Source organism: Nitratireductor sp. ZSWI3 (assembly GCF_024655565.1).
GTDB lineage: Bacteria > Pseudomonadota > Alphaproteobacteria > Rhizobiales > Rhizobiaceae > Nitratireductor.
This window is the reverse complement of sequence record NZ_JANKOF010000014.1, coordinates 20,050-46,873: the sequence shown is the minus strand read 5'-3', so window position 1 is coordinate 46,873 and position 26,824 is coordinate 20,050. Positions and strand designations below refer to the sequence as shown.

The window sequence follows — 26,824 nt, the reverse complement described above, 5'->3', positions numbered from 1 at the left end:
CGTCGCCCAGCTAGCTGCCATATCCAGAGGACGAACGGGCAACGCCCATCCCGACATGCGTGCAAATCTTTTTGGCTCAGCTTCGAGTTGTTCAGGAAGATCTCGCCGCGGACGCGCACTCGGCCTCGAGCCGGTCGAGGTGCTGGCGGATGTGCATGGCTTCGGCCGCCGTATTGGCAAGCGCTATGGCGCGGCCGAAGGCATCGCGCGCCTCGCTGGTGCGGCCCAGTTGTTCCAGCAGATTGCCGCGCACGCCGTGGAAGTAGAAATAGCCATCCAGCGGTTCGGCAAGCGGCGCGATCATCTCCAGCGCCGCCTCAGGGCCGTGAAGCTTGGAAATGGCAACGGACCGGTTGAGCTTCACGACCGGGGATGGGGTGTGGCGTTCCAGCGCTTCGTAGAGTTCGTCTATGCCCGACCAGTCCGTGTCCTCGGCCCTTTCGGCGCGCGCATGCAGCGCCGCGATCGCCGACTGGATCTGATAGGGCCCGGGCTGGCAGTGCAGCATGGCCTTGTCGATCATCGCCAATGCCTCGGCGATCTGGCCGTGATGCCAGAGCGAACGGTCCTGGTCTTCCAAAAGGATCGGCGCGCCGGCTTCATCAAAGCGCGCCTTCTGCCGCGAATGCTGGAGCAGCATCAGCGCCAGAAGTCCCATCATTTCCGGTTCGGCGGGAAATAGGCGCAGCATCAGTCGCGCCAGGCGGATCGCCTCGTCGCAGAGTTTCGCCCGTTCGCTTGCCGGATTGGCGTCGATATAGCCCTCGTTGAAGACGAGGTAGATCATCGCGGAAACCACCGCGAAGCGTTCCGAGCGTTCAATCGGACCCGGCGTCTCGAAGGGAATGTCGGCCCTAGCGATGCGGGCTTTGGCGCGGGTGATCCTCTGCTCCATAGCCCGGTCGCCAACCAGAAAAGCAGCAGCGATCCGCGAGACTGGCAGGCCCGAAACTACCCTGAGGGCCAGCGCAATCTGCTGGGTAGCCGGCAATTCGGGATGGCAGCATACGAAGAGAAGCCGCAGGATATCGTCGCGATAGTCAGCGGCGTCCAGCCGCTCGGCCAAGTCCGCCTCGGTATCATCGCGGTCCGAGAACGTCGCTTCGTCCGGCAGCTCGGTCAGCCGCGCCTGCCGGCGCTTGTGATCGATAGCGGCGTTGCGCCCGACCATGATTAGCCAGCTTGCGGCATCGCGCGGTGGGCCATTCCTCGGCCAGGATTTGAGCGCCCTGAGACAGGCTTCCTGAAACGCCTCCTCGGCCAGATCGAGATCGCGGAAATAGCGCAGCAAAGCAGCGACAGCCTGCGGCCGCGCGCCCACCAGCCGCGCCTCGATCCAGTCCGGTTCAGGAGGCTGGGGCATCTTCTATGGCCTCTCCATTCGGGTAATAGAGCGCGATAGGGCGCAATTCGTAGGCGCCACCAGGGTTGGCTTCCGCCATCTCGCGTGCGATCTGGATTGCCACGTCGAGGCTCTCGACATTGACGACATAGAAGCCGAGAAGCTGCTCCTTGGTCTCGGCAAACGGCCCGTCGGTGACGATGTTCTCGGACTTCCGCAGTGTGGTCGCCGCGGTTGTCGGCATCAGTCGGACGATGGGTTCGAAGTTCTTCGCCCATTTGCGGTTGACCGCCTTGAGGCACTCGATCACCTCAGCGTCCTCTTCTTCGGTCCAGGACGAGGTGATGTCCTCGTTGTGGTAGCAAAGTATCGTGTAGAGCATTCTCAGGGTCTCCGTTGCTAGGACGATGGCGCAACGCACGATCCGACATGGTGCGCGAAATTTTCTTGTCGGGTGAACTCCGCTGAGGCGATCACGCAGTGACTGCGTTGTCCGCGGCATTGAGAACTATGCCGACTACTCCTGGGGTAGGACTCGACGCGAACTAGTTCACGATGGTGACGCCGGACACGGTGTCCCCGGCATACCGTTACTCGACCTGACGGATCGCCTAGCGCATCCGGAGAAATGACGGCATCAACGGATCGACTCATTTTCAAACGCATCCTGCCTTGCGCCAATCTTCCCCAGAATCCTGATCAGTTCGTCCAGATCGCTCTTCGCTAGAACGACGAGTTCTGCGGGTGGGCGATAGTACTCCTCCATCAGGTCCTTCTTGGTCGTCACCCCTTTCGGCGTCAGCCGTACCAGTTTCTTTCGCCGATCCTCCGACGACGGCACGCGTTCGACCAGCCCCGCACGTTCGAGACGGTCGACCAGCCATGTCGCGGTCGAGGGATCGCATCCCCATTCGCCTGCGAGCTTTCCGATCGGCTGGTCGTTCCCTTCTTCCAAGGTAAAAAGCGCGCGTGAATCGTTGGGCGTCAGGCCTCGTTTCTCGAGGCTCTCCAGTCGCTGCGGTGATGACTGCATCAGAAAATCGAACATGAGGCGCCAGGCTTCTGCGGCACGGTTTTCAGAGGGCATATGTCGCGTCTCGCTCTTCGTCAGAGGTCGTCTGCAGGACCTTCAGCAATAATTTTGCCGCATCAAATAATTTTGTCAATCAAATATCTTGATTACTCAAATGATATGCCTAAGTTTAGCGGCAGCCAAGAAAGGGAGACCGTCATGGATGCGTATTTGCTAGTCGCAACCCTTACACTGCACGTCCTCGCCGGTGTGTTTTGGGCGGGTTCGACCTCGGCCATGGCCAATCTTGCGAGCACGGATGCCGCCCGGTTGTTTCCGTTCCAGATGGGATCAGCGGCTTTGACGGTGCTGACCGGGCTTGCGCTCTGGTGGTTCCAGCTCGGCACGAATTTCGACACCCACGAACAGATACTCGCGGTCGGGCTTGTGGCCGCCCTCATCGCGGCGGCCGCACAGATCGCGCTGGTTGGCCGCGCACGTTCCAGGTTGGCCGGAAGCGCGCCCGCAGACGACTCGGCAACCAATACGAACATGACCCAAGGCAACCGCATCGCCGCCGGTCTTCTCATGATCACCGTCGCGTCGATGGTGATCGCCCGCTTCTTCTGACGCGTTCCTTGCGCGCCGCGACCGAATGGAGAGAAGTATGGATACCAATATTTCGGTTCTGATCGTTGGTGGCGGCCTGAATGGCCTGACGGCCGCCTGTTTGCTTTCGCATCACGGTGTCCGTTGCGTCCTTGTCGAACGACACACGGATACGTCGATCCAGTACAAGTTTGCCGGCATCTCGCCGCGTAGCATGGAAATCTTCCGCAGTCTTGGACTTGAGGACGAGATTCGCGCCAACCGCACAGGCGATCAGCAGGGCGGAGGGATCGCGCGCGGCAAGAATCTTGCCGATCCCGATCTTCAATGGAGCGGGGCTGCTTGGCCCGACGCAAGCCCCGTCAGCCCGACCCAACCGGCCACCTGCGACCAGAATATCCTCGAACCAATCCTGAGACGCAGGGCGGAGCAGTCAGGCGCCGACATTCGTTTCGGCACGGAGTGTCTTGCAATCGAAGAGGACGCGCAGGAGGTGTGCGCGCGCGTCCGCAACGTCGAGACGGGCGAAGAGTACACGATTTACGCTGACTATTTCATCGCCGCTGATGGAGCCAACGGACGCTCGCGCGACATGCTCGGCATTGGCCGAAGTGGTGCCGGCGTGCTCCAGAACTGGATGAACATCATCTTCGAGACGGATATGCCGCCCACCATTGACGGCAGGCGCTTCACCTCGTGCTTCGTGACGGACATCAATGCCGCCATCATTCCCCGTGGTGACGGACGGTGGCTGCTGTCGCTCCAGTATCTGCCGGAGAAGGGAGAACGGCCGGAGGATTTCGACGCCGCGCGCTGCCGCGATTTGGTGGTTCGCGCGGCGGGGCGCTCCGACATCACGGCCGAACTTGTCGATGCGCGCCCCTGGGAGGTCGCAGCCCATGTCGCCGACAGGTTCAGCAAGGGCCGCTCGTTCCTTGTCGGCGATGCGGCTCATCTGATGCCGCCGCCGGGAGCATTTGGCGGCAACTCCGGCATCCATGACGCGCACAACCTGGCCTGGAAGCTCGCCATGGTCATTCTGGGTAAGGCTTCGCCATCGATTCTGGAGACCTATGATACGGAACGCCGACCGGTGATCGAAGCAACGGTCGCGCAAGCGCTTGCACGCCTTCGACAGTGGTTTGACGATCCCGCCAAACGGCTGCCGCCACCTGTGGATATTGTCGATGACTATGATGTGGTCTTCGGGCAGCGCTACGACCGCGGCGCGGTCCTGCCCGAGGGTCCGGTGCCGAAGATGCCGCCTTTCGAACCCTTCGAGACTCTATCCGGCAAGCCAGGCACGCGCGCACCGCATTTGAAGCTCCGGTACGAAGGACAGGAGATCTCAACGCTCGACTTGTTCGGCGGCGGTTTCGTGCTGCTGGCCGGTGCGCAAGGCGACGCCTGGTGCCGGGCCGCGGCAGATGCCGGCCTCGACCTCACCTGCTACCGAATGGGTCGGGACCTAACCGACATCGAAGGGAAATGGACCGAGAGATACGGCGCCAGAGACACCGGGGCGGTTCTCGTCAGACCGGATGGCTTCGTTGCCTGGCGCACCGAGGGCGCTGGCGAGGCGGCCGAGGTGGCATTGGCAGACGCTTGGACGCGCGTCCTGACCAGCCCCGGGCTTCAAGGGGCCTGATGCCGCCATGGCACAATCGGCGAAACGCACAATCACCGTCGCAGCGCTGCTGTTGGTGATGCTCGCAGCCTCGTTGGATCAGATGATCGTCGCCACGGCGCTGCCGCGGATCACTCATGATCTCGGCGGTTCGGCCATGCTGCCATGGGTCGTGACGGCGTACCTTCTGACGGCGACAGTCGCTGCGCCCGTCTATGGCAAGCTGGGCGATCTCATGGGACGCAAGCGCGTCCTGCTGACAGCCCTCGCGCTCTTCATCGCCGGCTCGGCCCTTTGCGGCGCCAGCGTTTCGATCCGGTCGCTGGTCGTGTTTCGCGCGCTTCAGGGTCTTGGCGGCGGTGGTCTGATCGTGGTCTCGCTTGCCATGGCGGGCGATATCGCCGTGATGCGCGACCGCGCGAGGATCCTGGGGCTGTTCGGCGGGGCAGCGGCGGTTTCGACCGTCGCCGGACCATTTCTCGGCGGGGTAATCACCGAGTTCCTGTCATGGCGCTGGATCTTCTATGTCAGCGTCCCAATCGGCGCCCTTGCTGCAGCCGCCATCGCCTGGTCAATTCCGGGAACGTACTCCAAACGGTCGTGGCGTATCGACTATGCAGGTGGATTGCTCCTTTCTGCCAGCCTCGGCGCGTTCGTCGTTGCTTCGCTTGCCGGGCGCGACGTCCCTGGTCTCCCATCGCCGGTCCTGCTCCTTGGTCTCGGCGTCGCGGCGGCGATAGCGTTTGTCCTGGTCGAAATGCGCGTACCCGAACCGATCGTGCCCCTGCATCTCTTCCGAAACCGGGCCTATGCTGCGGCAATTGGCGTGAGCTTCCTTGCAGGCATCCCGATCTTCGCCGCGATGACCTTTGCGCCGGTCTACTGGCAGTCCGTCCAGGGGCTCGATCCCGCCCGAGCCGGACTTGCGGTCCTGCCGCTCGTCGGCGGCATGCTGGCGGCGTCGATCGCAAGCGGTCAGCTTTCCGCACATATCAATCGATACCGAGTGTTCCCGATAACCGGCTCCGGCTTGGCCCTGGTCGGCATGCTCATGCTGGGCGGAGCTGGTCTCGGCACGCCGGCGATATATGTCGCATGCGCACTGGCCATCCTCGGCATTGGGCTCGGCATGACGGTACAAATTCTTGTTCTGCTCGGACAGGGGTCGGCCGGGCAGCACGATTTGGGCGCGGCGACTGCCAGCGTGACCATGTTCAGGGCGATCGGCGGTTTGGTCGGTCTGATGCTGCTGGGTCGCATCTACGCATCGGCTCTGTCCGTGAGCGGACCTGCCGACGCGGTCGAAAGCGTGTTTGCGATCACTGCCGTGGCTGTTCTTGCGCAATCGATGGCTGCCTGGACATTGGTCGACCCTCCCGACACCGACCGTGAAAACCAGAGACGAAAGGAGAACGCCAATGCTTGACCTCGACCGGTACTGCGACCGCATCGGCTACAACGGCGTTCGCCGGCCGACCATTGACGTACTGAACGCCATCCTTGCGCGTCAGCCCGACGCGATCACCTTCGAGGCGCTGGATCCGCTGACCGGCAAGATCCCCGATCTGTCCCCCGACGCGGTTGATGCCAAGCTGCTCGACGCGCGGCGCGGCGGCTACTGTTTCGAGCAGAATTCCCTTCTGCTCCGAGCGTTGACGGCGCTCGGTTTCGAAACCGAAGGATTGATCGCAAGGGTGTGGTGGATGATGCCGCCCGACGCGACACCCGGCCCTTGGTCTCACATGGCGACCCGCATACATCTCGACGGGCGCGACTGGCTGGCCGATGCCGGTTTCGGAACCTGCGTGCCCACCTCGGCCCTCGATTTCGGAACCGAGACCGCCCGGAAAACCGCGCACGAGCACTTCCGGCTCAAACCCACCACCGATGGCTGGATGCTCGAAGCCAAACTCGACGGCGATTGGGCCCGGGTCTACGAAGTGCGCCGCGCACCGGCCGAACCGGGCGAGTATGTCCGCATGAATGAGATGGCAGCCACCCGGTCTCACTTTGCCACCGATCTGATCCTTGCCCGCACTACACCGGAAGAGAGGATCGTCGTTTCCGGCAACCGTCTGACGCGAAGGAATCAAGCCGGCATCCTGGAGCGAACCCACCTCGACGTGGCCGGGTTGGAAGGCGCGATCCGCAGTACTTTCCAACTTCCCTTCGATCCATCCTGGCGGATGGTGCTTGAGCGTATTGGAAGCCAGTAGAATAGGAGCTGGCTTACGCCTCGCATGCATGGATGCACGAAACAAACCCTGGTCGGACGATGTTTGCGCGGTGAAATCCTAGTCATTGATTTCCGGCTCGACGAGCTTGGCGAGCTTTCGCAGGCTCTCCTGCCAGCCGAGATAGCAGCCCTCGAGCGGGATCGCGTCGGGAACGCCATCCTGTTCAATGGACATCTCCGTGCCGACCGAGACAGCCTTCAGCACTACGGTCACTTTCATCTCACCGGGCAGATTGGCATCGTCGAACCTGTCGATGTAGACGAGCCGCTTGCCCGGTTCGAGCTCCAGATACTCGCCGCCGAACGAATGGCTGTCGCCCGTCGTGAAGTTCCGGAACGACATCCTGTGCTTGCCGCCGACCCTGGCCTCCAGTTCATGGACGGAACAGGTGAAGCCGAATGGCGGGAGCCAACTGGCGATTGCATCCGGTTCAAGAAACGCCCGGTAGACCTTCTCCGGCTTGGCGGCGATGACCCGGTGCAAGTGGACGGTGTTGGGCATGGTTGTTCTCCCTTCGGGTTGGCGTCATCGTCCGGGCGCGGATTGATGGTTCCCGCGCCTCCCGCGCGCAAGGCCGGCCCGGTGCTTGTCACGCGATCTCGCGATCCAGAAATTTTGTAATGATGCTCGGCAGGATGTCGGCGCGGCTGGCAGAAGAGATATGCGAAGTTGCCGGCAGGATCGCGAGTTGCGACCGTGGCAGCCCCGCAGGGGTGTCTCCGAAAACACCGCCGCCCAGCAGCTTGAAGAAGCGCACCATGTGCTCCAGCGTCGGAAAGTCGCTGTCGCCGGCAATGAGCAGGACGGGCTGGCCGATACCCCGAATGGTTTCGTCCGGGATGTCAGTCGTTGCGCGGTCCATCTCGGCTTTCTTGGCGAAGAGCCGGTCGAAATTCTCCGGACTCGGCGCGATCTCGACATATTCCTCGTAGAATGGCGTGCCGTGCATCATCTCGGGCTGCATCTGGGCCAGCCCTTCGATGAGCCCCGGCTGGATGCCATCGGCGCGAAATGTCGATCCCATGAACACCATCCTGCGCACGCGACCGGGGTGCCGGATCGTGGTTCTGAGCGCGATCGAGGCCCCCATCGAATATCCGAAGACATCCGCTTGTTCGATGCCGAGAGCATCGAGCGCGGCGGGAATATCGTCGGCCATGAATTCCAGCCGCAGGGGCCGGTCGATGTCGGCAGTGTGGCCGTGCCCCTGCATTTCCAGCGAGATGACACGGCGGCTGGCGGACAGCCCCGGTATCAACTGGCCGAACGATGTTCCGGTGGCGGAAAACGCACCGTGGATCAATACGAGCGGCGTGCCACCCGCGCCGTGACTTTCGAAGTACATGTGGAGGCCGTTGACGTCCACATAGCCCCGGTCGACCTCGCGCACTGTCTGTGCCTTTGCCGGTTCGGCTTTGAGAGCGAGGCCCGCAAGCGCCAGCGTCGGCGCCGCAAGCATGAATGTCCGTCTTTCCATTGAAGTTACTCCTTTGAAGCTAGGGATGAGCGTTGGTTACCTGAGCCCATCGCGACCTCAGGCAGCGCCGAGGCCGTAAACGGCATGGACGATTCCCGAGCCCAGCGTTTTGAGTTCCCTCAGTTCCAACTCGGATGAGAAATCCGCGGGAAACAGGCGCGTCCCGCGACCGAGAACGGTGGGATAGATCAGCAGATGGACGGAATCGACGACGCCATGCGGCAGCAGCGAATGCACTAGCCCGGCGCTGCCGTAGATCACGATATCGCCGCCGCGCTCGGCCTTGATGTCCTTGACCTGGCCGACGACATCGCCCGAGAGCACCGAGGTGTTGGTCCAGTCCGCCTGCTGCATCGTGTTGGACGCAACGTATTTGCGCATCGCGTTCAGTTTGCGCGCGAAGCCGGCCTCGTCGTCGATGGTCGGCCAGACGGGTGCAAATCCGTCATAGGTCGTGCGGCCGAGCAGAACGATGTCCGCCGCCCAGAGCTCCTGGTGCATGATTTCGTCGCCTTCCGGGCCCCGGCTGAACGGACCCGTCCAGTTTCCAAGGCCCGAATTTTCCATCCCCACCGGGTCCTGGACGACGCCGTCGAGGGACATGTAGCAACTGACTACGAGCTTCCTGGTCATTGATCATACTCCTTTAACCATGCGTTCCGTGAGAGTTCGCTTTGGTTCGTTCCACCTGCAAAACTTGGCTCAGGTCGATTCCGACCCGTGATTTGTCACCAATCTTTGCGTTTCGTATCCTGAGGACGGATGGCCCCTCCGGTTTACGACACGCCTTCGAGATTTCTTTCGTTCCGACCGCTTTGACAGGGGTGCGCCCCCGTGGTGCCCCGGAGGCCCTGCCGGGCCTCGTGATGGGAATGCCGGCGGCGCAAGATCTGCTTCAGGCTAAGAACTCTCCTGAGAAGGCCGACTGATCCGAGGGACTTTTCTGCGGTTCGCGGCGCGTCCGGCCGGTGCCGACCATTGCTCAGGGCCCAATTTGCGATCATTGCAGCTTGGAGGGGGTCCATGACTGATCTCCTTGTCCCGTCGGACCGAAACGTCTTTGGACCGGTCCAATTTAGGCAACTTTGGACCGGTCAAATTGCTATGTCAAGAAAAATATTGGACCGGTCCAAACAGCATGTTATGGGAAGGCATGAAGAAGGTAACGCTTAGAGATGTGGCGCGGGAAGCCGGCGTATCGCACGGAACCGTGTCGAACGTCTTCAATCACCCCGATCGCGTGGTGAAGAAGGTTCGCGAGCGGGTCGAGGCGGCCGCCCTCAAAATCGGCTATCGGGGTCCGGACCCGCTTGCACGCGTCTTGAACTCGCGGCGCGTCAACGCCATCGGCGTCGCAACCGCCGAGCCTATGGCGTTCTTCTTCGAGGATCCATTTGCCAGCGCGATTTTGGCCGCAGTGTCGCGCGAGGCCGATGCAAGAGGCGCGGGACTTTCGCTCGTATCTGCCGCCAGCGACAAGGCCCTTGCGTGGAACATCGGCAGCGCGCTGGTCGACGGGTTCATTCTGTTCTGCATTGAGGGCGGCTCCCGGCTTGTCGAATTGACTCGGAAGCGGGGACTACCGTTTGTTGCGCTCGAACTCGGTGTCGACGATCCCAGCATTCCGGTGATCGGCGTCGACAATGTTGCCGGAGCGCGGCTCGCCGTCGATCACCTCGCAGCCCTCGGCCATCGTCACCTCGCCATTCTCTCAATGCCCTTTGGAGATAGCTCAGGTAGTGGTCCGGCGATGCGCTCGGAAGCAGAGGCGGCAGAATACTCTTCAACCGCGGATCGCATTCGGGGGTATTTTGAGGCCGCCGAGAGCCTCGGGCTTCTTCCCATGCCCATCTACCAGACGAGGAACGAGGAGAAGAGCGTCATCGCCGCCCTGGCGGAACTCTATGAGGGTCAAAATGGGCCAACCGGCCTGCTTTGCATGTCCGACCGGATCGCTCTGATTGCCATCGAATGGCTGCGGTCGCGGGGCCGAAATGTTCCGGGCGACGTGTCGGTGACCGGCTTTGACGACATTCCGGTCGCGGCCACCGCGTCGCCGGCCCTGACCACGATCGCGCAGCCAATCGATGTCATGGGACGTTTGGCGGTCGGGATGATCCTGGACGGTCCGGAAGAAACCCGGAAGATCGTTCCGACGAGGCTGATCGTACGAGACACCACCGGCAAGGCGCCAGGCAGAGCATAAGGAGCGTGTTGCCGACGTTCGTTCGAAGCAATGGCTGCCTGTCCAACCGATTAGCGCGATTTCTGCAGGTGAATGCCGCCTTTGATCCCGATATCACCACTCGCGGACATCTCACCGCATCACCGCCACTGGATCTGCATGGTCGAAGAATCGCGCGCCCATGCGGATTCAGACCTGAGACCGCTACCTTTGGAGGGTAACTGTTAAATCCTTTCCGAGTATTGAAACGCACAAATATAAAATCGTGTAGGTAGCGGAGCGCGTTCGAAGGTTCGCTGATGACAATCGTACCGCTGGGTAATGTGGCATGTCACACAGATTGCCTCTTTGGCAGTTACTAAGCCATTGATATTCCATCGTCGAGAATTTGATTATAGCGCCCGGTTGACCTTTGTTGCCAGATAGATTGACTCGCTGGCAACTTTCTCACCGAACAGCGACATTCAGGGTGGACAGGTCTAGCGGCAACGGTGCGGGACAAAGCTGCCCCTTGCTTCACTCGTTCAAATGGCCGCATTTTTCCCACCTCTGCAGACCGGATTAGTCGGTTTCTCACTTTGCTGCCAATGTGGAGACAAATCTAAGTCCGTGTGCAGTCGAGTGTTTCAGCGCATCGTCGGTCTCGACACCACTGGATCAGCGAGGACAAACCCACGCGGCCTGCGCCCGCCGGACGTCTCGACCGGACGCACGTTGTTTTCCGCCAAGGCCGTGTTTCATTCGTCGCGCCCTACCCTGACCATTAAAGCGTCCTCGGTGAGGCTGCAGCACATTTGGCCCCTGAACATGAAGCAAAGTGCGCCCACCATCTCCTGCTCCCGCCGATTGCCCGCGTCCGACAAGGCGTTGCGGACGCCGGCGGCAAGTGCTTCATCATAGGCCACGAGGCAAGTTAGCCCTTTTCGGCCAAAATGATTTCCCGAAGTCGAACAAGACTCGTTTCCCAGCCGGCGCGTGTTTTCTCGCGAACCTCCTCGTTCGGCAGGCCAGCATGGCGCAGAGTCAGACGCACGCCGTCCGCCTGAGGTTCGAGGTTGTAGGACAGCGTTGCCGGTTCGATTGGTGCACCTACGGGCTTCCAAGTATGCACGAGTTCGCGCGGCCCATCTACAGTGATGAATTCACCTTCAAGCTGGTAGGGCCGACCACCACCGACACCCGCCGCGGCCCAGAGCCCTCCTTCGCGGACATCACCGGTCCATTCTTCGGTATTGAAGACGCCCGGCCGGACCCACCAGTCGCAAACTTCTTTGGTGGTGAGAGCACGAAACAGACGTTCTGGCGTGGTGTCGAAGACTGCTGCCGCTTCAATATCACCCGATTTCGGGTCCGTCGTGACCGTTACCTTGCCATCGTCGCCGAGGGTTGTTGCACCTGCCATCTATGATCTCCTTTTCGTCGTTGATTGCAGGCTACATGGAGTAGTACGATTTCGTAAATACGGACAAAAACGATAGTATGGAGGTTTGTTGTGGCGCTGGATGATGAAACCTATCGAGGTCCAGGGGTTTCGCACCTGACTGGCCTCGACATGAGCCATATCACGCTCTGCCCGGCCATCGCGTTCAACAAGATTGTGGGCGGTCGCTACAAGCTGCACATCCTGTGCGTCCTTCACCGTGGTCCACTGCGCTTCGGAGAAATCGGGAGGTCGCTGGTGAAGGGCTGTCTGGGCAAACCGATTACCCCGCGCATCCTCAGCCGCGAATTGAAGGACATGACCGAACTCGGATTGCTTCATCGCAAGGAATATCCGGTCGTGCCCAAAAGAGTGGAGTATTCGCTCGCCCCGCGTGGCAAGGCGCTTCTTCCAATCCTGACGGAAATCGTCAGATGGGGCGCAACCGGCGCGCACGAAGACATCCTGGAAGTTCCGCAGAACCGCCATTAGCTGCGACGTGGAAATCTTGCGATATGGTCTCATCTGCCTAATTCGCCGCGCGCCGCTCGAACGTCCGTTTGGCCCGGATGGGTCCGTGGCACTTCCCGGCGCAGTCAATTTTTATGGCCATTCACCCGTACAGTCGTCATTCCGGCGGCTCCGAACCACCGCCATTGGACCATGCTGCGCGTAGCGCAGGAAGAAGCTCCATCGACCCGATCGTCGCGAGCCTGACCTGAGTCCAACCCCTGGCACCCCACTTGTTCGAGACGGGCGCAAAAGTATCAGGAAAGAGGCCGCGCCAGTACTCCTGCTCAGGTGGTGTGAGGTAAAGGTTTGCCGTTTCACCGTCTGCCGCAAGCGACGCGAAGATTCGGCGTACCTTGAAGGCCCGCCTGTCAAAATGGGCCACTTCAACCGAGCCTTGCAGCGAAAGTGACAAGTCACGAAACGTATCACTCGTCGTCATCTGCGGGTGACCCCCCGTGCGGCTCACCATGGGCAGGTGCGAGATGCGTCAGGACGCAGCGCCATTCGCCGTCCACCCGGCGATAGACATCGGTGACCCATTCGTCAGCGCTGATGGGAGCACCCTGAAACCTCCCGGAGTTCTGGCAGCGTCCCGTAACCGTTGCGACGTCGCCCAGGTCGTGGGTGTGATATATCGTCTTCGTCATCGTGTCGTGCGTAAGACTGCCGGACGCGATCAGGCCCAGCATCTTCTCTGCCGGCAAGGGGCCACTTTCCGGTGTGACAAGCACCCAGTCATCTGTAATACACTTTCGGATCTCATCTGGATCGTTGCTGACCATCGCCGCATTGAAGGCTTGTTCAGCGGCTTCAAGCTGCACTTGAGTATCATCGTTCATCCGGCCTTCTCCTCCTACCAGCGGGACTGCATTTCGGTCGGTGCGATCATCAACGCACCATTGGGCGCGAGGCATGCCGCTGGTGTTCTGGTCATCGACGGCTCACTCGAGAATCTTGAGTGCCGCGGCCACCAGATGATCCGCAAAAGTTCGATCCAGGGGCCGATGGCCAACCAGCAACCGGTAAAAGACCGGTCCGTAGATGATGTCCAGGACAACCTCGATGTCGTCCGGACGGGCGATGTTGCCCTTCTGGACGGCCCGCTCAATCAGGCCGCGTCCGGCTTCCCGACTCGACAGGATCACATGGTTGCGAAACGCCTTCGTCATTTCGCTTTCCGGGTCCGCCGCCGCGAGTGCCATGGTGATCTGCCGGCCCCGCGTCGTCGCGAATGCTTTCACCAGCGTTCTCATCTGCGTGGTCAGGCTGGACTTCAGGGAGCCGTCCCGCTCGGATAGGTCCACTGGACCTGCCACCATCAGCGCCGCCATGGCGAGTTCACACGCATTCGCCCAGTTCCGGTAGATCGTGGGTTTTCCGACTCCCGATTTTGCCGCCACTGCCTCGATCGACAGACGCCCGAACCCCTCTTCCATGAGGATGTCGTGCGCCGCCGAAAGCGCCCGTTTCCGGGCAACCTGGCTGGGCGGCCGGCCGCGGGGCCTTTTTTTATCTGATCGAACTTGACTCATTATATTACGAGTCGTAACGTAATTAAAAAGAGAATACAAGGTTGAACCATGTCTTCGATCACAACCGTTAGTCCCTACATCGTCACAAAAGACGCCAAGGCGGCTATCGCGTTCTATATTGCTGCATTTGGTGCGACCGAAGAGTTCCGCATGACGGATCCCTCCGACGGCAGGGTCGGCCATGCGGAACTGAAATTCGGCGACAGCATCGTCATGCTCGCCGACGAATACCCGGATTTCGGCGCTCTCAGCCCTGACACGATCGGCGGCTCGCCAGTCACACTGCACCTGTCGACGAAAGCGGTTGATGACGATCTGGCTCGCGCCGTCGATGCCGGCGCAACAGTCCTGCGCGCCCCGACCGATCAGAGTTTCGGTGAGCGCAACGCCATGGTGCTGGACCCGTTCGGCCACCGATGGATGCTGTCGCAAACCATCGAGAAACTGAACCCCGACGAGATGCAGCGCCGCTGGGACGAGGAGCCTGGATCATGAGCGCTGCACCAATGGCAGATGCCGGGTGTGCAATGTCCGCACGAGACGTCATAGCCTGCCTGCCGATGGCGAGCGGCGCTACGAGATGGGAAAACTGGCTGCGGTGTTCAAGGCAGACGAAGCCGAGACCGGATGCCGGTATTGCGTTTCAGAGTGGATACTGAAACCGGGATAGGACGGTGTCGGTGCGCACAGCCATTAGACGAATGACGAAATCTTCTACGTCCAGAAATGCACGCTTGCTGAATGTCTTCTTCCCCGGCGGCTTCGAGCGCGACAAGCCGAAGATAGTCGCCTGGCCTTCCGGAGGTGCAAAGCAGTAAACGCTTATGCCATTGCGGACCCCCATCGACCCGACTTGACCGTGTCGCATACCGGCGGCGCAACGTCACCAGGCGCATGTTCGGGCGGCTGATAAACTGGCGCCGCATCACCACAAGATACGATTAGCTGCCGCGCAACTACCTCGCCGCCTTGGCGCTGGTTTCAATCGTTGCCACTTGGACCTGAAGTCGTCCCATGCCTAGGCTGCTTCGCGCCTTGTGGAGCCTGATTGTCGAAACGCGGCGGGCGACACGCCGATCTCTTTCTTGAACACCCGGCTAAACGCCGATTCGGACGCATAGCCCGAAGCCTCCGCCGCCTCGGCCACTGACAATCCCCGCTGGGCCAGCGCCTCGCGCGCGATCTGCATACGCCACGAGGTGACATAGGCCATCGGCGTCACGCCCAGCCGCGACGTGAAGCGTTCGGCGAAACCAGTGCGCGACAGTCCGGCCTCCCGCGCCAGATCGGCCACGGTCCAAGACGCCGTCGGTGTGCGGTGAAAAGCCGTCAGCGCCCGGCCAAGATACGGATCAGCGAAGCCCGCCACGCAAAAGCTTCAGCAGATCGCGTCGGCCAACGGTAGTCGCCGGGGATCGCCGTTGAACGGCTCGCCGGTTTCCACATAATATTTGAGCGGCGCAAGGCCGTTCGGCAGTCCCAACCGCAGCGCAAGATAAATGATGGGTTCCAGAAGTCGTCCAAGAACGCCGCCCTTGACCATCATCTCAACATCGCTTGTCACCAGTGTCTTGTCACCCACCGGCTCAACGCGCCATCGATTTGTCGCCCACGCCATCATCGGCGCGCCAACCCCGCGATATTTGAAACTTCTGCCTTCCTCCCATTCGAGAAACTCCTCGCGCACATCGAACTTATCGAGATGGCAGATGCGCACTGCGCCGACACCGGCCTTCTGGTCGGTTTCGCAATAGGCGCGATTGATGGCCGGGACCCAGTAATCGATGTTCTCGATCGCCGAGAGACATTGCCAGACCCGCACGGCCGGCGCCTCAATACAAACGGAACTTCGCATACGCAGCATGATCGAATCCTTTGTCGACTATTTTCTGCCAATTGACATCTTTGGGGTAAACGCGAAGGCGGGCCCGTTCAGGGGTTGGCCGGATAGTTCCAAGGCTTGAGGGCATCGACGTCGCGGTTGGGCCAACCGGCAGCGAGGCGCTCGAGAGTGAGTTTCAGCCAGGCGAATGGATCGACGCCGTTGAGCTTGGCCGTCGTCAGCACGGTCGCGATGGTCGCCCATGTGCTGCTGCCGCCGTCGGATCCGGCAAAGAGCGCATTCTTGCGGTTGAGCGCGAAGACTGATTCATTATGCATCCCCTTTTCAATTGGCGGAAAACAGCGATTTCTGGTCGTCATCGTTGATGCGACGCGGAGTTTTACGCGCCAAATCGGCCTTGATCCGTTCATCTTCGAGGTCGCTGGCGCGGATTTGGTGCGGTGCACCGCGCATGACCTGATCGGCGGGCAGTATGCCGTCCCTGATGAAACGGCGGATCTTGACGTGCGAGACTCCAAGCCGGGCGGCCGCTTCCGACATGGTGAGCCATTCGCCATTCTTGTTGGAGGATCGGTAGCCGCTGATCTTGTGCACCGTGCGCAGCGACTGGACGCGGCAGGCGGTCCAGGTCATCCCCTGACCCGTCTGCATGCCCATGCGGTTGAGGGTAGCGGCAATATCGGCGTCGGACCATCGCGTTGCTGTGGATCGCATGATCGCCAGGGCTTCTTCGGGCGTAGGCTGCCCATGCTCGCCGGATTTGGATTTGCGCACACGCACCTGCGAGTGCTGGCCTCCATGCCAGTGGATGGTATGGATCACATCGCGCGCGTCATCATCGACTTCCGCCACGATGTCCTTGATGAGCGCGCGCAGGAGCTGCTGACGGCATCGCATATCGACACCCGGTACGTTCCAGGCGGCTTCAAGATCTTGCGCGAAGCCCGTGAAGTCTGGATCCGCATCGACCGGTTCCACGCGCTGGACCTCGCTCAGGCGAGCCTCGCAGCTCTCCACGCGCCTGAGCGTCGCTTCCCAGCTCTTCTCGAGCTGGACCGCAATGAGGCGGTTTCGGGGTCGCAGGCGGCATAGCGGCGCTCGGCGAGCGATGCCTCGTAGCGCGCCTGCTGCAGGTCCAACTCGATCATCTGCTGGCGCCTGGCCTCGCTCGCCAGCTGCATCCGTTCGGCCTCCAACGCCGCTTCGATCGTCATCGGCGCAACCGCCTCCAAGGCTTCGCGGATCACCGCCGCGTCGGCGCGAAAGCCGTTGAACGACATGCACCGCGCCTGCGCCATCATGGTGTTGCCGCGCTCGCAACGATAGACCGGATAACCTTGGCCACGTCCGGCATACGTGACAACCAACCTTCGCCCGCAGCGGCCACAGGAGAGAAGACCCGGGAGCAACGCGCGACCGCCGCGGCCCGACTTGACGCCGCCGGCTTTGCCATAGGCGTTGGCGGCGAGAAGTTCCTGGTTCCGCTCGTACTCGCTCCATCCAATATAGCCTTCGTGATGGTCCCTGAGCACCACCGCCCACTCGCTGGCCGGCTTGTAGTGACCATAGCTCATGCGAACGCGGCCATCAACGATCTCAGTGCGCTTCTCGCTCTTACCATAGACATAAGCACCGGCGTAGAATGGATTCTTCAGAACGGAGATCACGTTGCGGTAGCGAACCGGAACCCGGTCGAAGGACACCATCTTCTTGCCGTCCGAGGGTCTGGGGAAATGCACGCCATCGTCGATCATCGAGATCATGACCTGGCGCGCACTGCCGAGTTCGCGGAAACGCGCGAATATCAGGCGGATGGTCTCCTGCAGGCGCATGTCGGGGTCGAATCCGAGACCGCAATCGCGGTGCCAGACATAGCCGAAGGGAACGGAGATGCGCAGTTCGCCGCGCTGCGCCTTGGCGCGAGCGGCCTCGTACATGCGGGCGCGCAGTACACCATGCTCGAACTCGCTGATGCTGCCCTTCATGCCGAGCAGCAGGCGATCGTTCGGCAATCCCGGATCGCAGATCCCGTCCAGATCGATCACGCGTGCATCGACTTCGCCGCACAACTCGAGCAGCCGATGCCAGTCCGGTCCGTTGCGCGACAGGCGGGACGCCTCCAGACAAAGGACCGCGCCCACATGACCGGTGCACAGATCGTCGACCAACTCATATTGCCGGCGTTGACTCTCAAGGTTGAGTTGGACCTGCGCCTGGCTGGACTGACGCACATAGACCACCGCTTTGCGCTTGAGGATGGTGGCCGAAATCAGATTACTGCTCGTCATCGCGGTTCTCCTCCGTCGCGACGCCGGCAGCGGCCATCAGCACGTTGGCAAGCCGGGCGATTACCATGGTCCGTTGCATTGAACTCAACTCGTTCAGCTTCTGCGAATCGAGGGGCATGCTGAGCTGGCGAACAATCACCAGGGATCGTGTCGGTGGTGGCAAGGTCCTCATACTGAGTCTCCGTGGTGAAACCATCCGGAGAGCCTCGTCGGAAATTGTGCTCGATCAAGAGTTCGTGGAGATCAAGCAGTGCAGCAAGCGACACATGCGGGGATCCCAGATCCATTGCTGCGCACGCCACGGGATCTATCATCCACGCCGGAGCGGTAATGGCGGTTGCCGCTGACGGTCGCAATCGTCCTGACGGGGGCAGTCGCGTGCCTGGTTGTATGAGGTTTACCATCGCGATCCGCCCGAGTATCGGTGACCATCAGGTCAACATGCCGCGACTCTGATGAAAAGAAGTGGAGTGCGGTCCCCACAACCACCTTTACTTGCTCAACAACTTCGCCGACGTCGGCCAGCCGCATGGATAGGCCATCCGGCTGCAAATTATCATAGGTGCTCCCTCCCTATTCGATCAGATTGACAAATAATACGGACGGACGCATTAATGCAAGATGGCAAGGAAATCACTTAGAGAAGATATTTTGGATGCCGGGCTTCGCGTCATGCTACGCAAGGGGTATTCCGGATCGAGTGTTCGCGACGTGGTTGCGGAGGCGGGCGTTCCGCAAGGTTCGTTTACGAATCATTTCCGGTCAAAGGAAGCATTCAGCCGCGACGTTTTGGATCGATATTTCGTACATGTCGGAGACCTCGTTTCCCAGGCGCTAGACGATCGACACCTGACACCACGAGAGCGGCTGAAAAAATATCTCGACATCATCACCGGTCGCCTGAACGCGGATGACTTCGAACGGGGATGTTTGATCGGGGACTTCAGTCTCGAGGCCGCGCCGCTCAGCGAGATGCTTCGGTCACGTCTGTCGGAGATATTCCTGGAATGGCGCGACCGTTTTGCCGAATGTATAAGGGAAGCGCAGTCGACGGGCGAAATCGATTCCACCTTTACTCCGGAAGACCTCGCCGATTTCCTCCTGTCTTCATGGGAAGGTGCGATAATGCGCATGAAGGTCGAACGCAGTGAGGCGGCGCTGGAGCGGTTCAAGAAGATCGTTTTCGCTACAGTTTTTAAGGAATGCAGGTAAACGATGTGGCGAAGCCGTTTTCGACAGCAGGATTTTTCTTGACGGACTTGAGGACGCGGCGTTTCAACTCAGCTCAGCGGCCCGGCAAATGGAATAATCTGTTGTGGAGGCCGTTTTATCAACACGACAGGCATCCAGCTTCGCGTTTCGGCAGGAGCCAGACGGGCCTTCTCCAACGAGCATGGTGCCCGGATTCGGCATTCAGGATAATCGTGCAGACGGGCAATTGGCATGGCGAAAACAAGAACTGTCGGTGACTTCCTGGACAACCTTTCGCACAAGCGTATTGGTGAGATCCTCGCATTGCGCCGGATAATCCTCGAAGCGTTTCCAACTGTCACCGAGCAGGTCAAGTGGAACGCTCCAAGCTTCTGTTGGGAAGGCCAAGACCGCATCACGATGCGGCTGCATCCCCGTGATCAACTGGAACTGATTTTTCACCGCGGCGCAAAAGTCCGACAGAATGAGGATTTTGCATTCGTTGATCCGACGGGCAAGATCGAGTGGGCTGCTCCAGATCGCGGCGTCCTTCGTATCGCCGATCCTCTCGAGCAGCGTGATGAAATCGTCGGGCTGGTTGCCAGATGGATTTCGGCTACCGGGGACGACCCCGCCGCGTAAGATCAACCCGGCAGCGGGCAGCGGCCCAAGTCGACGAAGCAGGCGAAAAGCCAGCGCCCCGCAGACGGAGAATTGGCAACCCGCATCGATGCGGGTTTCGACACGATCTCCCTTTATGCGGCGGTCATCAGAACCTCGATTCCAGCGAACGGTCCGGTTTTGGGGATGATTTTCGCTTCGCCCGTTTCCGCCGCGTATTGCGGATGTGGTGGCATGATTTTCTGACCGACAGCGCATCTCGGCGCTGAAAGGCCAATGGCCGATTCCATTCGGTTCCCGATCCAGGTCGAAGAAAGCCACCTATTACGTCAACGCACGCCGGTCATTCGATATTCACGAAGGGGCGGCGAATTCGCCAATCCCCAGAAACGCGCCGCCACTCAGGTCTTCCACCAAGAAGAAAGGCGAGCCCTTGACTCAATACGTACGACCGTATTATTTAAGGATCTTAGCCAATCGAGCTGAACACTTGAGCTCCGCATTGGCGATCGAAACAGATCAATAAAGGTCAAACGCATGCAATTCGACATCTCTCTTCCTCATCGCGCGGTGCTAGATTCCCACATGGCCTATCGGGAGGCGGGTGCGCAGGAGGAGCCCGTCGCCCTCTTCCTGCACGGCAATCCCACCTCGTCCTACATCTGGCGCAATATCCTGCCGCACGTGGCGCCGGTAGCCCGATGCATTGCTCCCGACCTCATCGGCTTCGGCCAATCGGGCAAGCCCGACACCGACTACCGTTTCGTGGATCACGCCCGCTATCTCGATGCCTTCATCGAAGCTCAGGGAATCGGGTCGGCGTATCTCGTCGCCCAGGACTGGGGAACGGCGCTCGCTTTTTATCTGGCGGCCCGCAGACCAGATCTCGTCCGTGGCCTGGCCTTCATGGAGTTCATTCGGCCGATGCCGAGCTGGGGCGATTTCCATCAGGCGGAGGTAGCGCGCGAGTCGTTCCGCAAGTTCCGGACGCCCGGTGAAGGCGAGCGCATGATCATCGACGGAAATGCGTTCGTCGAGCGTGTATTGCCTGGTTCCATCATCAGGAAACTCAGCGACGAGGAAATGGCGGTCTATCGCGCTCCGTTCGCCACGCCGGAATCGCGAAAGCCTACCTGGCGCCTACCGAACGAACTGCCTATCGCCGGCGAGCCGGCGGACGTGAATGAAATGCTGGAGCAAGCGCATCGCGCTCTCGCGAGTTCGCGCTATCCCAAGCTGCTCTTTGCCGGGGATCCGGGTGCACTGGTTTCCCCGGCCTTCGCCGAAGCGTTTGCCGCAAAGCTGCACGATTGCCAACTCGTCCAGCTCGGGGCGGGCGCGCACTACCTGCAGGAAGACCACCCTGAAACAATCGGCCGTTCTGTCGCCGAATGGATCGCAAGGAACGAGACGCGCAACGCCGCCTAGTGCCTTTTGCCCGCAATCAAGCGGACCGCCGACAGGACACGCCAGTGAACCGACGCACGTGCTGCATGGGGCCCGTGCCTGAGGCACTCCGCCAATCGGAAGCGCGACAAGAAGGAAGGATCTGGCATGATCGACCTGCACTACGCGGCAACGCCAAACGGCCACAAGGTTCGCATCTTCCTCGAGGAGGCGGGCCTCGCCTATCGAATCGTGACGGTGAACCTCTCCAAGGGAGAGCAGCGCCGGCCAGAGTTCCTCGCGATATCCCCGAACGGGCGCATTCCGGCCATTGTCGACCGCGCTCCGGCGGGGCGTAGTCGGCCCGTGTCGGTATTCGAGTCAGGTGCAATCCTCCTCTATCTCGCCGAGAAAACCGGGATGTTCCTGCCCGCCGAGCCGGACGCCCGCCTCTGTGTCCTTCAGTGGCTCTTCTGGCAAATGGCAGGCCTGGGGCCGATGGCCGGCCAGATCGGCCATTTCAACGTCTATGCGAACGAGAAGGTTCCCTATGCGATCGAGCGCTACCGAGGCGAGACCGCTCGGCTCTACGGCGTACTGGACAGACACCTGGCTGACCGATCCTACATTGCGGGCGACTATTCCATCGCTGACATGGCCTGTTTTCCGTGGATCGTTCCCCACGCTGCGCACGATCAACGCCTGCAGGACTATCCATACCTCTTTCGCTGGTTCGAGGCGATCCGCACCCGAGCTGCGGTCATGAGGGCTTATGGCGACAGCAAGGATGTGTACACCGGTCGACCGCTGCAAGTCCCAGAGAGGCCTGTTTTCGGCGCGAACGTGGATGAGCAAGACCATGGACGGCATTGAAGCCGACGTGGCACTCGTCTCATCCTTCCGTGACGAGGCTCAACTCGCCGGTCTCTACGCCGCCGCGCGGCTTGGAGATCGGCCCGCCTCCGCCATCGTCGAGGCTTTTCGCAACAGCCGGTACCGCATCTTTGCGCGGCACCACGACAGGCTCATCGGCGCCGGACGCGCCTTTGGCGACGAAGTCGACTGCGCCGTCATTTGCGACATGGCGGTTCATCCCGATTTCCAGGGATACGGTCTCGGCTCCCGCATCCTCGAAGCACTCAAGCAAAAGGTGCGGCATCACAAGCGGATCATCCTCTATGCCCGACAAGGCAAGGAAGATTTCTACCTCAAACGCGGATTCAACCAGATGCGGTCCGCGATGTTGTGCTCCTTCGTCGTTCCAGCCGAGCGCAACCGGGAAAACGGAGTCATCGAATAGCAATGCGGTGCCGCCGATCAGGCGACGCTCTCCCCCTATCACTCAGTCCCGCATCGATGAAAGGACCGAAACAATGAACGACGTTACGATCACCTATTGCAAGCCGTGCGGATATGGAAAGCGAGCAGCGGAAGCTGTCGATGCGCTCCAACGCGACCTGTCAATCACCACGAATCTTGTGGCCGGGAAAGGCGGTATCTTCGAAATACGCGTCAACGGCGAAGTCGTGGCCAAACGCATCAAGGGGCACTTTCCGGACACCGCTGAAATCGTCGGATCTGTCCGGGCGGCGCTGAAATAGCCGGGCAGCCGAGGAAAAGCGACCCGCAAGGTCTGGTCTATTTCAAGAATACATAGCGGATATTCTCATGGAACCTGTAAACAACCGCCATCGTGTGCTTGTCGACGCGATCGAGAAGCGCATTTCAGCCAACTATTACGATCCGGCTCACCTGTTGCCAGACAGTGGCCTGACCGAACTCGTTCGGCTCGCCACGCTTGCACCGTCTGCATTCAATTTCCAGAACTGGCGCTTCATCGCGGTCCGGACGCCAGAGGCCAAGCGAAAATTGTGGGAGGCCGCCGGCAGGCAGGCAAAAGTCCTCGAGGCCTCGGCGACTTTCATCATCTGCGGCCAGTTACCCGATCATTCCGTTCTGCCGGAAAGGCTTCGCCCTTCCGTCGAAGCTGGGTTCATGCCGGAGGCGACGTCGGTGCTTTGGGTAAGGGGCGCGAACGCGCTTTACACAGGCAATGCCCGAATGCAGCGCGACGAGGCCATCCGATCCGCCACCTTCGGGGCTGCGACCCTGATGTTCGCTGCGGCAGCCAACAGCCTCGCAACGGGCGCGATGGTCGGCTTCGATCCCGACGAGGTCGTGCGGGAGTTCGGCCTTGGTCCGGACGAGGTCCCTGTATTGCTCATGACGGTCGGCAGAACTTTGCCCGACAACTGGCCGCAGAAGCCGCGGCGGCCGCTGCAGGAAGTCCTGGAGTTCGCATGACGAGCAATTCCGCACCTGTCGATGATCCGGCAGCACCGCGGGCGCCGTCGATACGCGGATTCGACATTCTGTCGACAGCGATCGCGCCGGCCATCTGGGGCAGCACATATGTCGTGACCACGGAGTTGCTGCCTGCCGGTGTCCCTCTCACCGTCGCCATGCTGAGAGCGCTGCCGGCAGGCATTGCGCTGCTTGTGATCGTTCGGACATTGCCGCGCGGGATCTGGCTGTGGCGCAGCTTTCTGCTTGGCGCGTTCAACTTTTCGGTTTTCTGGTGGCTATTATTCGTCTCGGCATACCGGTTACCGGGCGGCGTCGCCGCAACCGTTGGCGCCATCCAGCCGCTCATCGTGATAGGGCTCGCGCGTCTCGCCCTCGGCAACCCGGCGCGACCGGCGGCAATAGCGGCGGCTCTCGTTGGAATTGCGGGCGTGGCGCTCCTTGTTCTGACGCCGGCGGCAAGGCTTGATCCGATCGGGATCGCGGCCGGTCTTGGCGGCGCTCTGTCGATGGCCTGCGGAACGGTTCTGAGCAGGAAGTGGCAACCGCCGGTATCCGCACTCACCTTTACCGCCTGGCAACTGACGGCCGGGGGGCTGCTGCTGTTGCCCGTTGCACTGTCGCTGGAACCTTTTCCGTCAGACCTGACTGCGGCTAACGCACTTGGCTTCACCTGGCTCGGCCTGATCGGCGCGGCAGCAACCTATTTCCTATGGCTGCGGGGGATTGCTCGACTGGAGCCGGCCGTGGTGTCCTTTCTGCTCTTCCTCAGCCCGCTGACGGCGGTCGTGCTGGGCTGGCTTTTCCTCGATCAGACGCTCTCGCCCGCCCAGTGCTCGGGAATGATCCTGATCGTCGGCGGCATCTGGTTCGGCCAGCGTTCGCAGAAGAAGGTCATATCTCAGTTTCAAGTTCGGCTTCGCTGATTGACTTGCCTTATCGCGAAATTGCTTTTTGAACCGACGCAATAGCTCAGATGGAGAAAGAAATGACGGAAGACGAACAGGCGATCCGGCAAGTCATTGCCACTTGGATGCGGGCCAGCGAGTCCGGTGACACCGCCACGATCCTCTCGCTTATGACTAATGACGTGGTCTTCATGGTCCCAGGCCAGGAGCCGTTTGGCCGAGAGATTTTCGAAGCGACCGCCAACCAGCTTGGTGTAGCGGGGATGCAGATCGACGGAACCAATGACGTCGTCGAGCTTCAGATCCATGGAAATTGGGCGTTTACGCGCAACCGGATCAACTTGAGCATCACTCCCGCGGCCGGCGAGCCGATGCAGCGTGCGGGCTACACCCTGACACTGTTCCGCAGGGAAGCGGATGGCCGCTGGCGGGTCGCGCGTGACGCCAACCTTTTGACGCCGAAAAGCTAAGGTGAACTCCAGGATGATTGGAAGCCGGGGGATCAAATTGAGGCATTACTCAGAAAACTGGTACTGTCGCCTTGCACCCGGACGGGTACTGACAGGTATTGTCCATTCGGATCAACAAGGATACAGAGCGGCGCCCGCGGGCTATTGCGCCAGCTTTGTTCAGCCGATCAGCCGGATATTGATGACATCGAAGCGGGTATTCGCAGCCCGATTGCATGTCGCCGGCATTTTGGGTCCGCAGTTCCGAATGTGACAACCGCAGTTCTGATTGCCCGGGTTTTCATCTTCGCCTTCGAAGCTTTCGCCATAGAGGATCGCTATCCGGAATGGACTGCATCGACCGTCGGGGTCAGCCGTCTGAAAATCTCACGGGCTGTGATGTCGAATGATTGACACGGTTCTCACGATGAATAATACTTTGCTACATGGTGAAGTATCGAGCCTCTGCGATGGATCGCACATTCTCTGCCCTTTCCGATCCCACTCGGCGAAGCATCCTCTCGCGACTAAAGGACGAACCGGGGCTTTCGGTAAGTGAGCTAGCCCGGCCGCTCTCGCTGAAGCTTCCCGGCATCATGAAGCATCTGGATGTCTTGTCGACTGCGGGACTGATCACGCGCACCAAAACCGGCCGCACCGTGGCGATCAGTTTGTCGGTCGAGCCAATGCAAGAGGCAATGGAGTGGCTCAACCAGTATGAGCGCTTCTGGACGGCGAGCCTCGACCGGCTTGTTGCGTTCGTGGAAAAGGATGGCGGGGAATGACGAAGAACCTCCCCAGCATAACCATCGTTCGGAGAATTATATCTTCTCCCGCGAAGGTTTACGCGGCGATCACCCTGCCTGAACTGATAATGCAATGGTGGGGCCCGGACGCCGGTTCGACACTCAAAGCCGTGGCCGATGTACGACCTGGCGGCCGCTTCAGCATCGTATTTCGGATGCTGAACGGAAGTGAGCACAATCCCACCGGGGTTTACCGGGAAGTGGTTCCCGAGGAGAAGCTCGTTTTCACATGGGAATGGCCCGGGAAGCCGGAGCGAGAATCGCTGGTCACGTTTCTGCTCAAACCGTTCGATGGCGGCACCGAACTGACACTCATCCATGAGCGCCTTCCCGATGAGGACGCGCGCGAGAGCCACGAGGCTGGCTGGAGCGGCCTTCTCGACAATTTGCAGATTTTCCTGGGAGATGCCGAATGGATGAATTAGTCCTCACTACCTACGATTGGGTTCCCGAGTTTCCTCGGGGCTATGTACGCGACATCCGTGTGCGTTGGGCACTGGAAGAGGCCGGGTTGCCCTATCGGGTCGAGAGCACGTCGTTTGGCGATCGGCAGCCGGCACATTTCGCCCGCCAGCCTTTCGGACAAGTGCCGTGGTTGACTGATGGAGACATCTCGATCTTCGAGAGTGGTGCGATCCTTCTGCATCTGGGCGAGCGAAGTGAAAAGTTGATGCCTGCCGATCGGCAGGGTCGCAACAAGGTGGTGGAATGGCTGTTCGCAGCGCTCAATTCAGTCGAAATGGCGAGCCTGCCTTGGTCCATTTTTCAAATATCCGGCAATGCAGGCGATACTCCAGGATGGAAGAGTCTGGACGACTTCCTAATGGTTTCCCGCCTCAAACACCTTGAACCGGTCCTGGCTGGGCGCGAATGGCTGACTGAAAACTTCTCTATCGCCGACATCGCCATGGCGGACATACTGCGTCTAGTCAACCGGTTCGGCGGTTTGGCGCAATATCCCGCCTGCCGCGACTATGTCACAAGGGCAACTGCTCGTTCGTCCTTTGCAAAGGCATATGCGGACCAGATGGCTCATTTCGGCGCAGCGGATGCCGCCTGAACCTATCTGGTGCG

The 26,824-nt window shown here is 60.5% G+C and carries 33 protein-coding genes and 3 pseudogenes; 21 read left to right on the top strand and 15 right to left on the bottom strand.

Features of this window, described 5'->3' with window-relative positions:
• Positions 1-91 precede the first annotated feature (91 nt).
• The 3 genes from NUU27_RS07150 to NUU27_RS07140 form a co-directional block, all read right to left on the bottom strand.
• Positions 92-1,363: an RNA polymerase sigma factor gene (locus NUU27_RS07150; RefSeq protein ID WP_257761396.1), complete on the bottom strand. Its 1,272-nt coding sequence runs from the start codon at positions 1,361-1,363 to the stop codon at positions 92-94.
• Positions 1,347-1,724, bottom strand: coding sequence for a YciI family protein (locus NUU27_RS07145; protein ID WP_257761395.1), 378 nt, complete (start codon positions 1,722-1,724; stop codon positions 1,347-1,349). Before NUU27_RS07145 ends, NUU27_RS07150 begins: the two co-directional genes overlap by 17 nt.
• 255 nt (positions 1,725-1,979) lie before the next feature.
• Complete coding sequence (locus NUU27_RS07140) at positions 1,980-2,429, bottom strand: MarR family winged helix-turn-helix transcriptional regulator (RefSeq protein WP_257761394.1); 450 nt, start codon at positions 2,427-2,429, stop codon at positions 1,980-1,982.
• 144 nt (positions 2,430-2,573) lie between these two features.
• Between NUU27_RS07140 and NUU27_RS07135 the strand changes: the two genes are divergently transcribed.
• Genes NUU27_RS07135 through NUU27_RS07120 form a run of 4 tightly spaced genes read left to right on the top strand, consistent with a single transcriptional unit; the run spans position 2,574 to position 6,806 of the window.
• Entirely contained in the window at positions 2,574-2,984 is a 411-nt protein-coding gene (locus NUU27_RS07135) for a hypothetical protein (protein WP_257761393.1), read from the top strand.
• Between the two features lie 37 nt (positions 2,985-3,021).
• On the top strand, positions 3,022-4,611 hold the full coding sequence (locus NUU27_RS07130; RefSeq protein WP_257761391.1) for an FAD-dependent monooxygenase: 1,590 nt from the start codon (positions 3,022-3,024) through the stop codon (positions 4,609-4,611).
• A gap of 7 nt (positions 4,612-4,618) precedes the next feature.
• Positions 4,619-6,016 carry an MFS transporter gene (locus tag NUU27_RS07125; RefSeq protein ID WP_257761390.1) on the top strand — a complete coding sequence of 466 codons (1,398 nt, stop codon included), beginning with the start codon at positions 4,619-4,621 and terminating at the stop codon, positions 6,014-6,016.
• Positions 6,009-6,806 carry an arylamine N-acetyltransferase gene (locus NUU27_RS07120; RefSeq protein ID WP_257761389.1) on the top strand — a complete coding sequence of 266 codons (798 nt, stop codon included), beginning with the start codon at positions 6,009-6,011 and terminating at the stop codon, positions 6,804-6,806. The genes NUU27_RS07125 and NUU27_RS07120 overlap by 8 nt, the downstream gene beginning before the upstream one ends.
• 78 nt (positions 6,807-6,884) lie before the next feature.
• Here NUU27_RS07120 and NUU27_RS07115 read toward each other — a convergent pair whose 3' ends face one another.
• From NUU27_RS07115 to NUU27_RS07105, 3 genes are all read right to left on the bottom strand, one after another.
• Positions 6,885-7,328, bottom strand: a complete 444-nt coding sequence (locus tag NUU27_RS07115) for an SRPBCC family protein (protein WP_257761388.1) — start codon at positions 7,326-7,328, stop codon at positions 6,885-6,887.
• Positions 7,329-7,416: 88 nt separating this feature from the next.
• On the bottom strand, positions 7,417-8,217 hold the full coding sequence (locus NUU27_RS07110; protein ID WP_257761387.1) for an alpha/beta fold hydrolase: 801 nt from the start codon (positions 8,215-8,217) through the stop codon (positions 7,417-7,419).
• Between the two features lie 144 nt (positions 8,218-8,361).
• A complete protein-coding gene (locus tag NUU27_RS07105) occupies positions 8,362-8,937 on the bottom strand; it encodes a dihydrofolate reductase family protein (RefSeq protein ID WP_257761386.1) in 576 nt (191 codons plus the stop codon).
• 520 nt (positions 8,938-9,457) lie between these two features.
• On the opposite strand from NUU27_RS07105, the gene NUU27_RS07100 reads away from it, so the two are divergent.
• Complete coding sequence (locus NUU27_RS07100; RefSeq protein ID WP_257761385.1) at positions 9,458-10,510, top strand: LacI family DNA-binding transcriptional regulator; 1,053 nt, start codon at positions 9,458-9,460, stop codon at positions 10,508-10,510.
• 892 nt (positions 10,511-11,402) lie between these two features.
• On the opposite strand, the gene NUU27_RS07095 is transcribed toward NUU27_RS07100, so the two are convergent.
• The gene (locus NUU27_RS07095; protein WP_257761384.1) at positions 11,403-11,891 is read right to left on the bottom strand and encodes an SRPBCC domain-containing protein; all 489 of its coding nucleotides are present in this window, start codon (positions 11,889-11,891) and stop codon (positions 11,403-11,405) included.
• Positions 11,892-11,981: 90 nt separating this feature from the next.
• Between NUU27_RS07095 and NUU27_RS07090 the strand changes: the two genes are divergently transcribed.
• Positions 11,982-12,401 carry a helix-turn-helix domain-containing protein gene (locus tag NUU27_RS07090; RefSeq protein WP_257761383.1) on the top strand — a complete coding sequence of 140 codons (420 nt, stop codon included), beginning with the start codon at positions 11,982-11,984 and terminating at the stop codon, positions 12,399-12,401.
• Between the two features lie 136 nt (positions 12,402-12,537).
• Here the strand turns inward: NUU27_RS07090 and NUU27_RS07085 are convergent, their stop codons facing one another.
• From NUU27_RS07085 to NUU27_RS07075, 3 genes are all read right to left on the bottom strand, one after another.
• Positions 12,538-12,861 carry an MmcQ/YjbR family DNA-binding protein gene (locus tag NUU27_RS07085; RefSeq protein ID WP_257761382.1) on the bottom strand — a complete coding sequence of 108 codons (324 nt, stop codon included), beginning with the start codon at positions 12,859-12,861 and terminating at the stop codon, positions 12,538-12,540.
• Positions 12,848-13,261 (bottom strand): nuclear transport factor 2 family protein, encoded by a 414-nt coding sequence (locus NUU27_RS07080; RefSeq protein ID WP_257761381.1) that lies wholly within the window; start codon positions 13,259-13,261, stop codon positions 12,848-12,850. Before NUU27_RS07080 ends, NUU27_RS07085 begins: the two co-directional genes overlap by 14 nt.
• Positions 13,262-13,363: 102 nt before the next feature.
• Positions 13,364-13,954: a TetR-like C-terminal domain-containing protein gene (locus NUU27_RS07075; protein WP_257761380.1), complete on the bottom strand. Its 591-nt coding sequence runs from the start codon at positions 13,952-13,954 to the stop codon at positions 13,364-13,366.
• Positions 13,955-14,002: 48 nt separating this feature from the next.
• Here NUU27_RS07075 and NUU27_RS07070 point away from each other — a divergent pair, with 48 nt between their 5' ends.
• Positions 14,003-14,449 (top strand): VOC family protein, encoded by a 447-nt coding sequence (locus NUU27_RS07070; RefSeq protein ID WP_069437242.1) that lies wholly within the window; start codon positions 14,003-14,005, stop codon positions 14,447-14,449.
• Positions 14,450-14,812: 363 nt separating this feature from the next.
• A pseudogene (locus tag NUU27_RS07065) lies at positions 14,813-14,899 on the top strand (IS5/IS1182 family transposase); the annotation flags it as partial.
• Positions 14,900-14,972: 73 nt separating this feature from the next.
• Here the strand turns inward: NUU27_RS07065 and NUU27_RS07060 are convergent.
• The 5 genes and pseudogenes from NUU27_RS07060 to NUU27_RS07040 form a co-directional block, all read right to left on the bottom strand.
• Positions 14,973-15,323 carry a helix-turn-helix transcriptional regulator gene (locus tag NUU27_RS07060; protein ID WP_257761379.1) on the bottom strand — a complete coding sequence of 117 codons (351 nt, stop codon included), beginning with the start codon at positions 15,321-15,323 and terminating at the stop codon, positions 14,973-14,975.
• A gap of 9 nt (positions 15,324-15,332) precedes the next feature.
• Entirely contained in the window at positions 15,333-15,818 is a 486-nt protein-coding gene (locus NUU27_RS07055; protein ID WP_257761378.1) for an SRPBCC family protein, read from the bottom strand.
• A gap of 68 nt (positions 15,819-15,886) precedes the next feature.
• A pseudogene (locus NUU27_RS07050) lies at positions 15,887-16,093 on the bottom strand (transposase domain-containing protein); the annotation flags it as partial.
• Between the two features lie 28 nt (positions 16,094-16,121).
• Positions 16,122-18,085 (bottom strand): annotated as a pseudogene (locus NUU27_RS07045) (recombinase family protein).
• Positions 18,072-18,257: a hypothetical protein gene (locus NUU27_RS07040; RefSeq protein WP_257761377.1), complete on the bottom strand. Its 186-nt coding sequence runs from the start codon at positions 18,255-18,257 to the stop codon at positions 18,072-18,074. The pseudogene NUU27_RS07045 and the gene NUU27_RS07040 overlap by 14 nt, the downstream one beginning before the upstream one ends.
• Positions 18,258-18,706: 449 nt before the next feature.
• Between NUU27_RS07040 and NUU27_RS07035 the strand changes: the two genes are divergently transcribed.
• The 13 genes from NUU27_RS07035 to NUU27_RS06980 all read left to right on the top strand — a co-directional run bounded on the left by NUU27_RS07035 (position 18,707) and on the right by NUU27_RS06980 (position 26,810).
• Positions 18,707-19,297 (top strand): TetR/AcrR family transcriptional regulator, encoded by a 591-nt coding sequence (locus NUU27_RS07035; protein WP_257761376.1) that lies wholly within the window; start codon positions 18,707-18,709, stop codon positions 19,295-19,297.
• A gap of 231 nt (positions 19,298-19,528) precedes the next feature.
• Entirely contained in the window at positions 19,529-19,918 is a 390-nt protein-coding gene (locus tag NUU27_RS25570) for a DUF1801 domain-containing protein (RefSeq protein WP_374565937.1), read from the top strand.
• A 72-nt stretch (positions 19,919-19,990) separates the two neighbouring features.
• Positions 19,991-20,143: a hypothetical protein gene (locus NUU27_RS25565; protein WP_374565934.1), complete on the top strand. Its 153-nt coding sequence runs from the start codon at positions 19,991-19,993 to the stop codon at positions 20,141-20,143.
• Between the two features lie 291 nt (positions 20,144-20,434).
• Positions 20,435-21,325 carry a haloalkane dehalogenase gene (locus NUU27_RS07025; RefSeq protein WP_257761374.1) on the top strand — a complete coding sequence of 297 codons (891 nt, stop codon included), beginning with the start codon at positions 20,435-20,437 and terminating at the stop codon, positions 21,323-21,325.
• A gap of 126 nt (positions 21,326-21,451) precedes the next feature.
• Entirely contained in the window at positions 21,452-22,156 is a 705-nt protein-coding gene (locus NUU27_RS07020) for a glutathione S-transferase N-terminal domain-containing protein (protein WP_257761373.1), read from the top strand.
• Entirely contained in the window at positions 22,143-22,583 is a 441-nt protein-coding gene (locus NUU27_RS07015) for a GNAT family N-acetyltransferase (protein WP_257761372.1), read from the top strand. Before NUU27_RS07020 ends, NUU27_RS07015 begins: the two co-directional genes overlap by 14 nt.
• Before the next feature lie 73 nt (positions 22,584-22,656).
• Positions 22,657-22,884 (top strand): Rdx family protein, encoded by a 228-nt coding sequence (locus tag NUU27_RS07010; RefSeq protein WP_257761371.1) that lies wholly within the window; start codon positions 22,657-22,659, stop codon positions 22,882-22,884.
• A 94-nt stretch (positions 22,885-22,978) separates the two neighbouring features.
• Positions 22,979-23,587 (top strand): nitroreductase family protein, encoded by a 609-nt coding sequence (locus NUU27_RS07005; protein ID WP_257761370.1) that lies wholly within the window; start codon positions 22,979-22,981, stop codon positions 23,585-23,587.
• Positions 23,584-24,513: an EamA family transporter gene (locus NUU27_RS07000; RefSeq protein WP_257761369.1), complete on the top strand. Its 930-nt coding sequence runs from the start codon at positions 23,584-23,586 to the stop codon at positions 24,511-24,513. Before NUU27_RS07005 ends, NUU27_RS07000 begins: the two co-directional genes overlap by 4 nt.
• Before the next feature lie 62 nt (positions 24,514-24,575).
• Complete coding sequence (locus tag NUU27_RS06995; RefSeq protein ID WP_257761368.1) at positions 24,576-24,965, top strand: SgcJ/EcaC family oxidoreductase; 390 nt, start codon at positions 24,576-24,578, stop codon at positions 24,963-24,965.
• Between the two features lie 449 nt (positions 24,966-25,414).
• A complete protein-coding gene (locus NUU27_RS06990; RefSeq protein WP_245484868.1) occupies positions 25,415-25,729 on the top strand; it encodes a helix-turn-helix transcriptional regulator in 315 nt (104 codons plus the stop codon).
• Positions 25,726-26,175, top strand: a complete 450-nt coding sequence (locus tag NUU27_RS06985) for an SRPBCC domain-containing protein (protein ID WP_257761367.1) — start codon at positions 25,726-25,728, stop codon at positions 26,173-26,175. Before NUU27_RS06990 ends, NUU27_RS06985 begins: the two co-directional genes overlap by 4 nt.
• Positions 26,163-26,810 (top strand): glutathione S-transferase family protein, encoded by a 648-nt coding sequence (locus tag NUU27_RS06980; RefSeq protein WP_257761366.1) that lies wholly within the window; start codon positions 26,163-26,165, stop codon positions 26,808-26,810. Before NUU27_RS06985 ends, NUU27_RS06980 begins: the two co-directional genes overlap by 13 nt.
• Positions 26,811-26,824 lie beyond the last annotated feature (14 nt).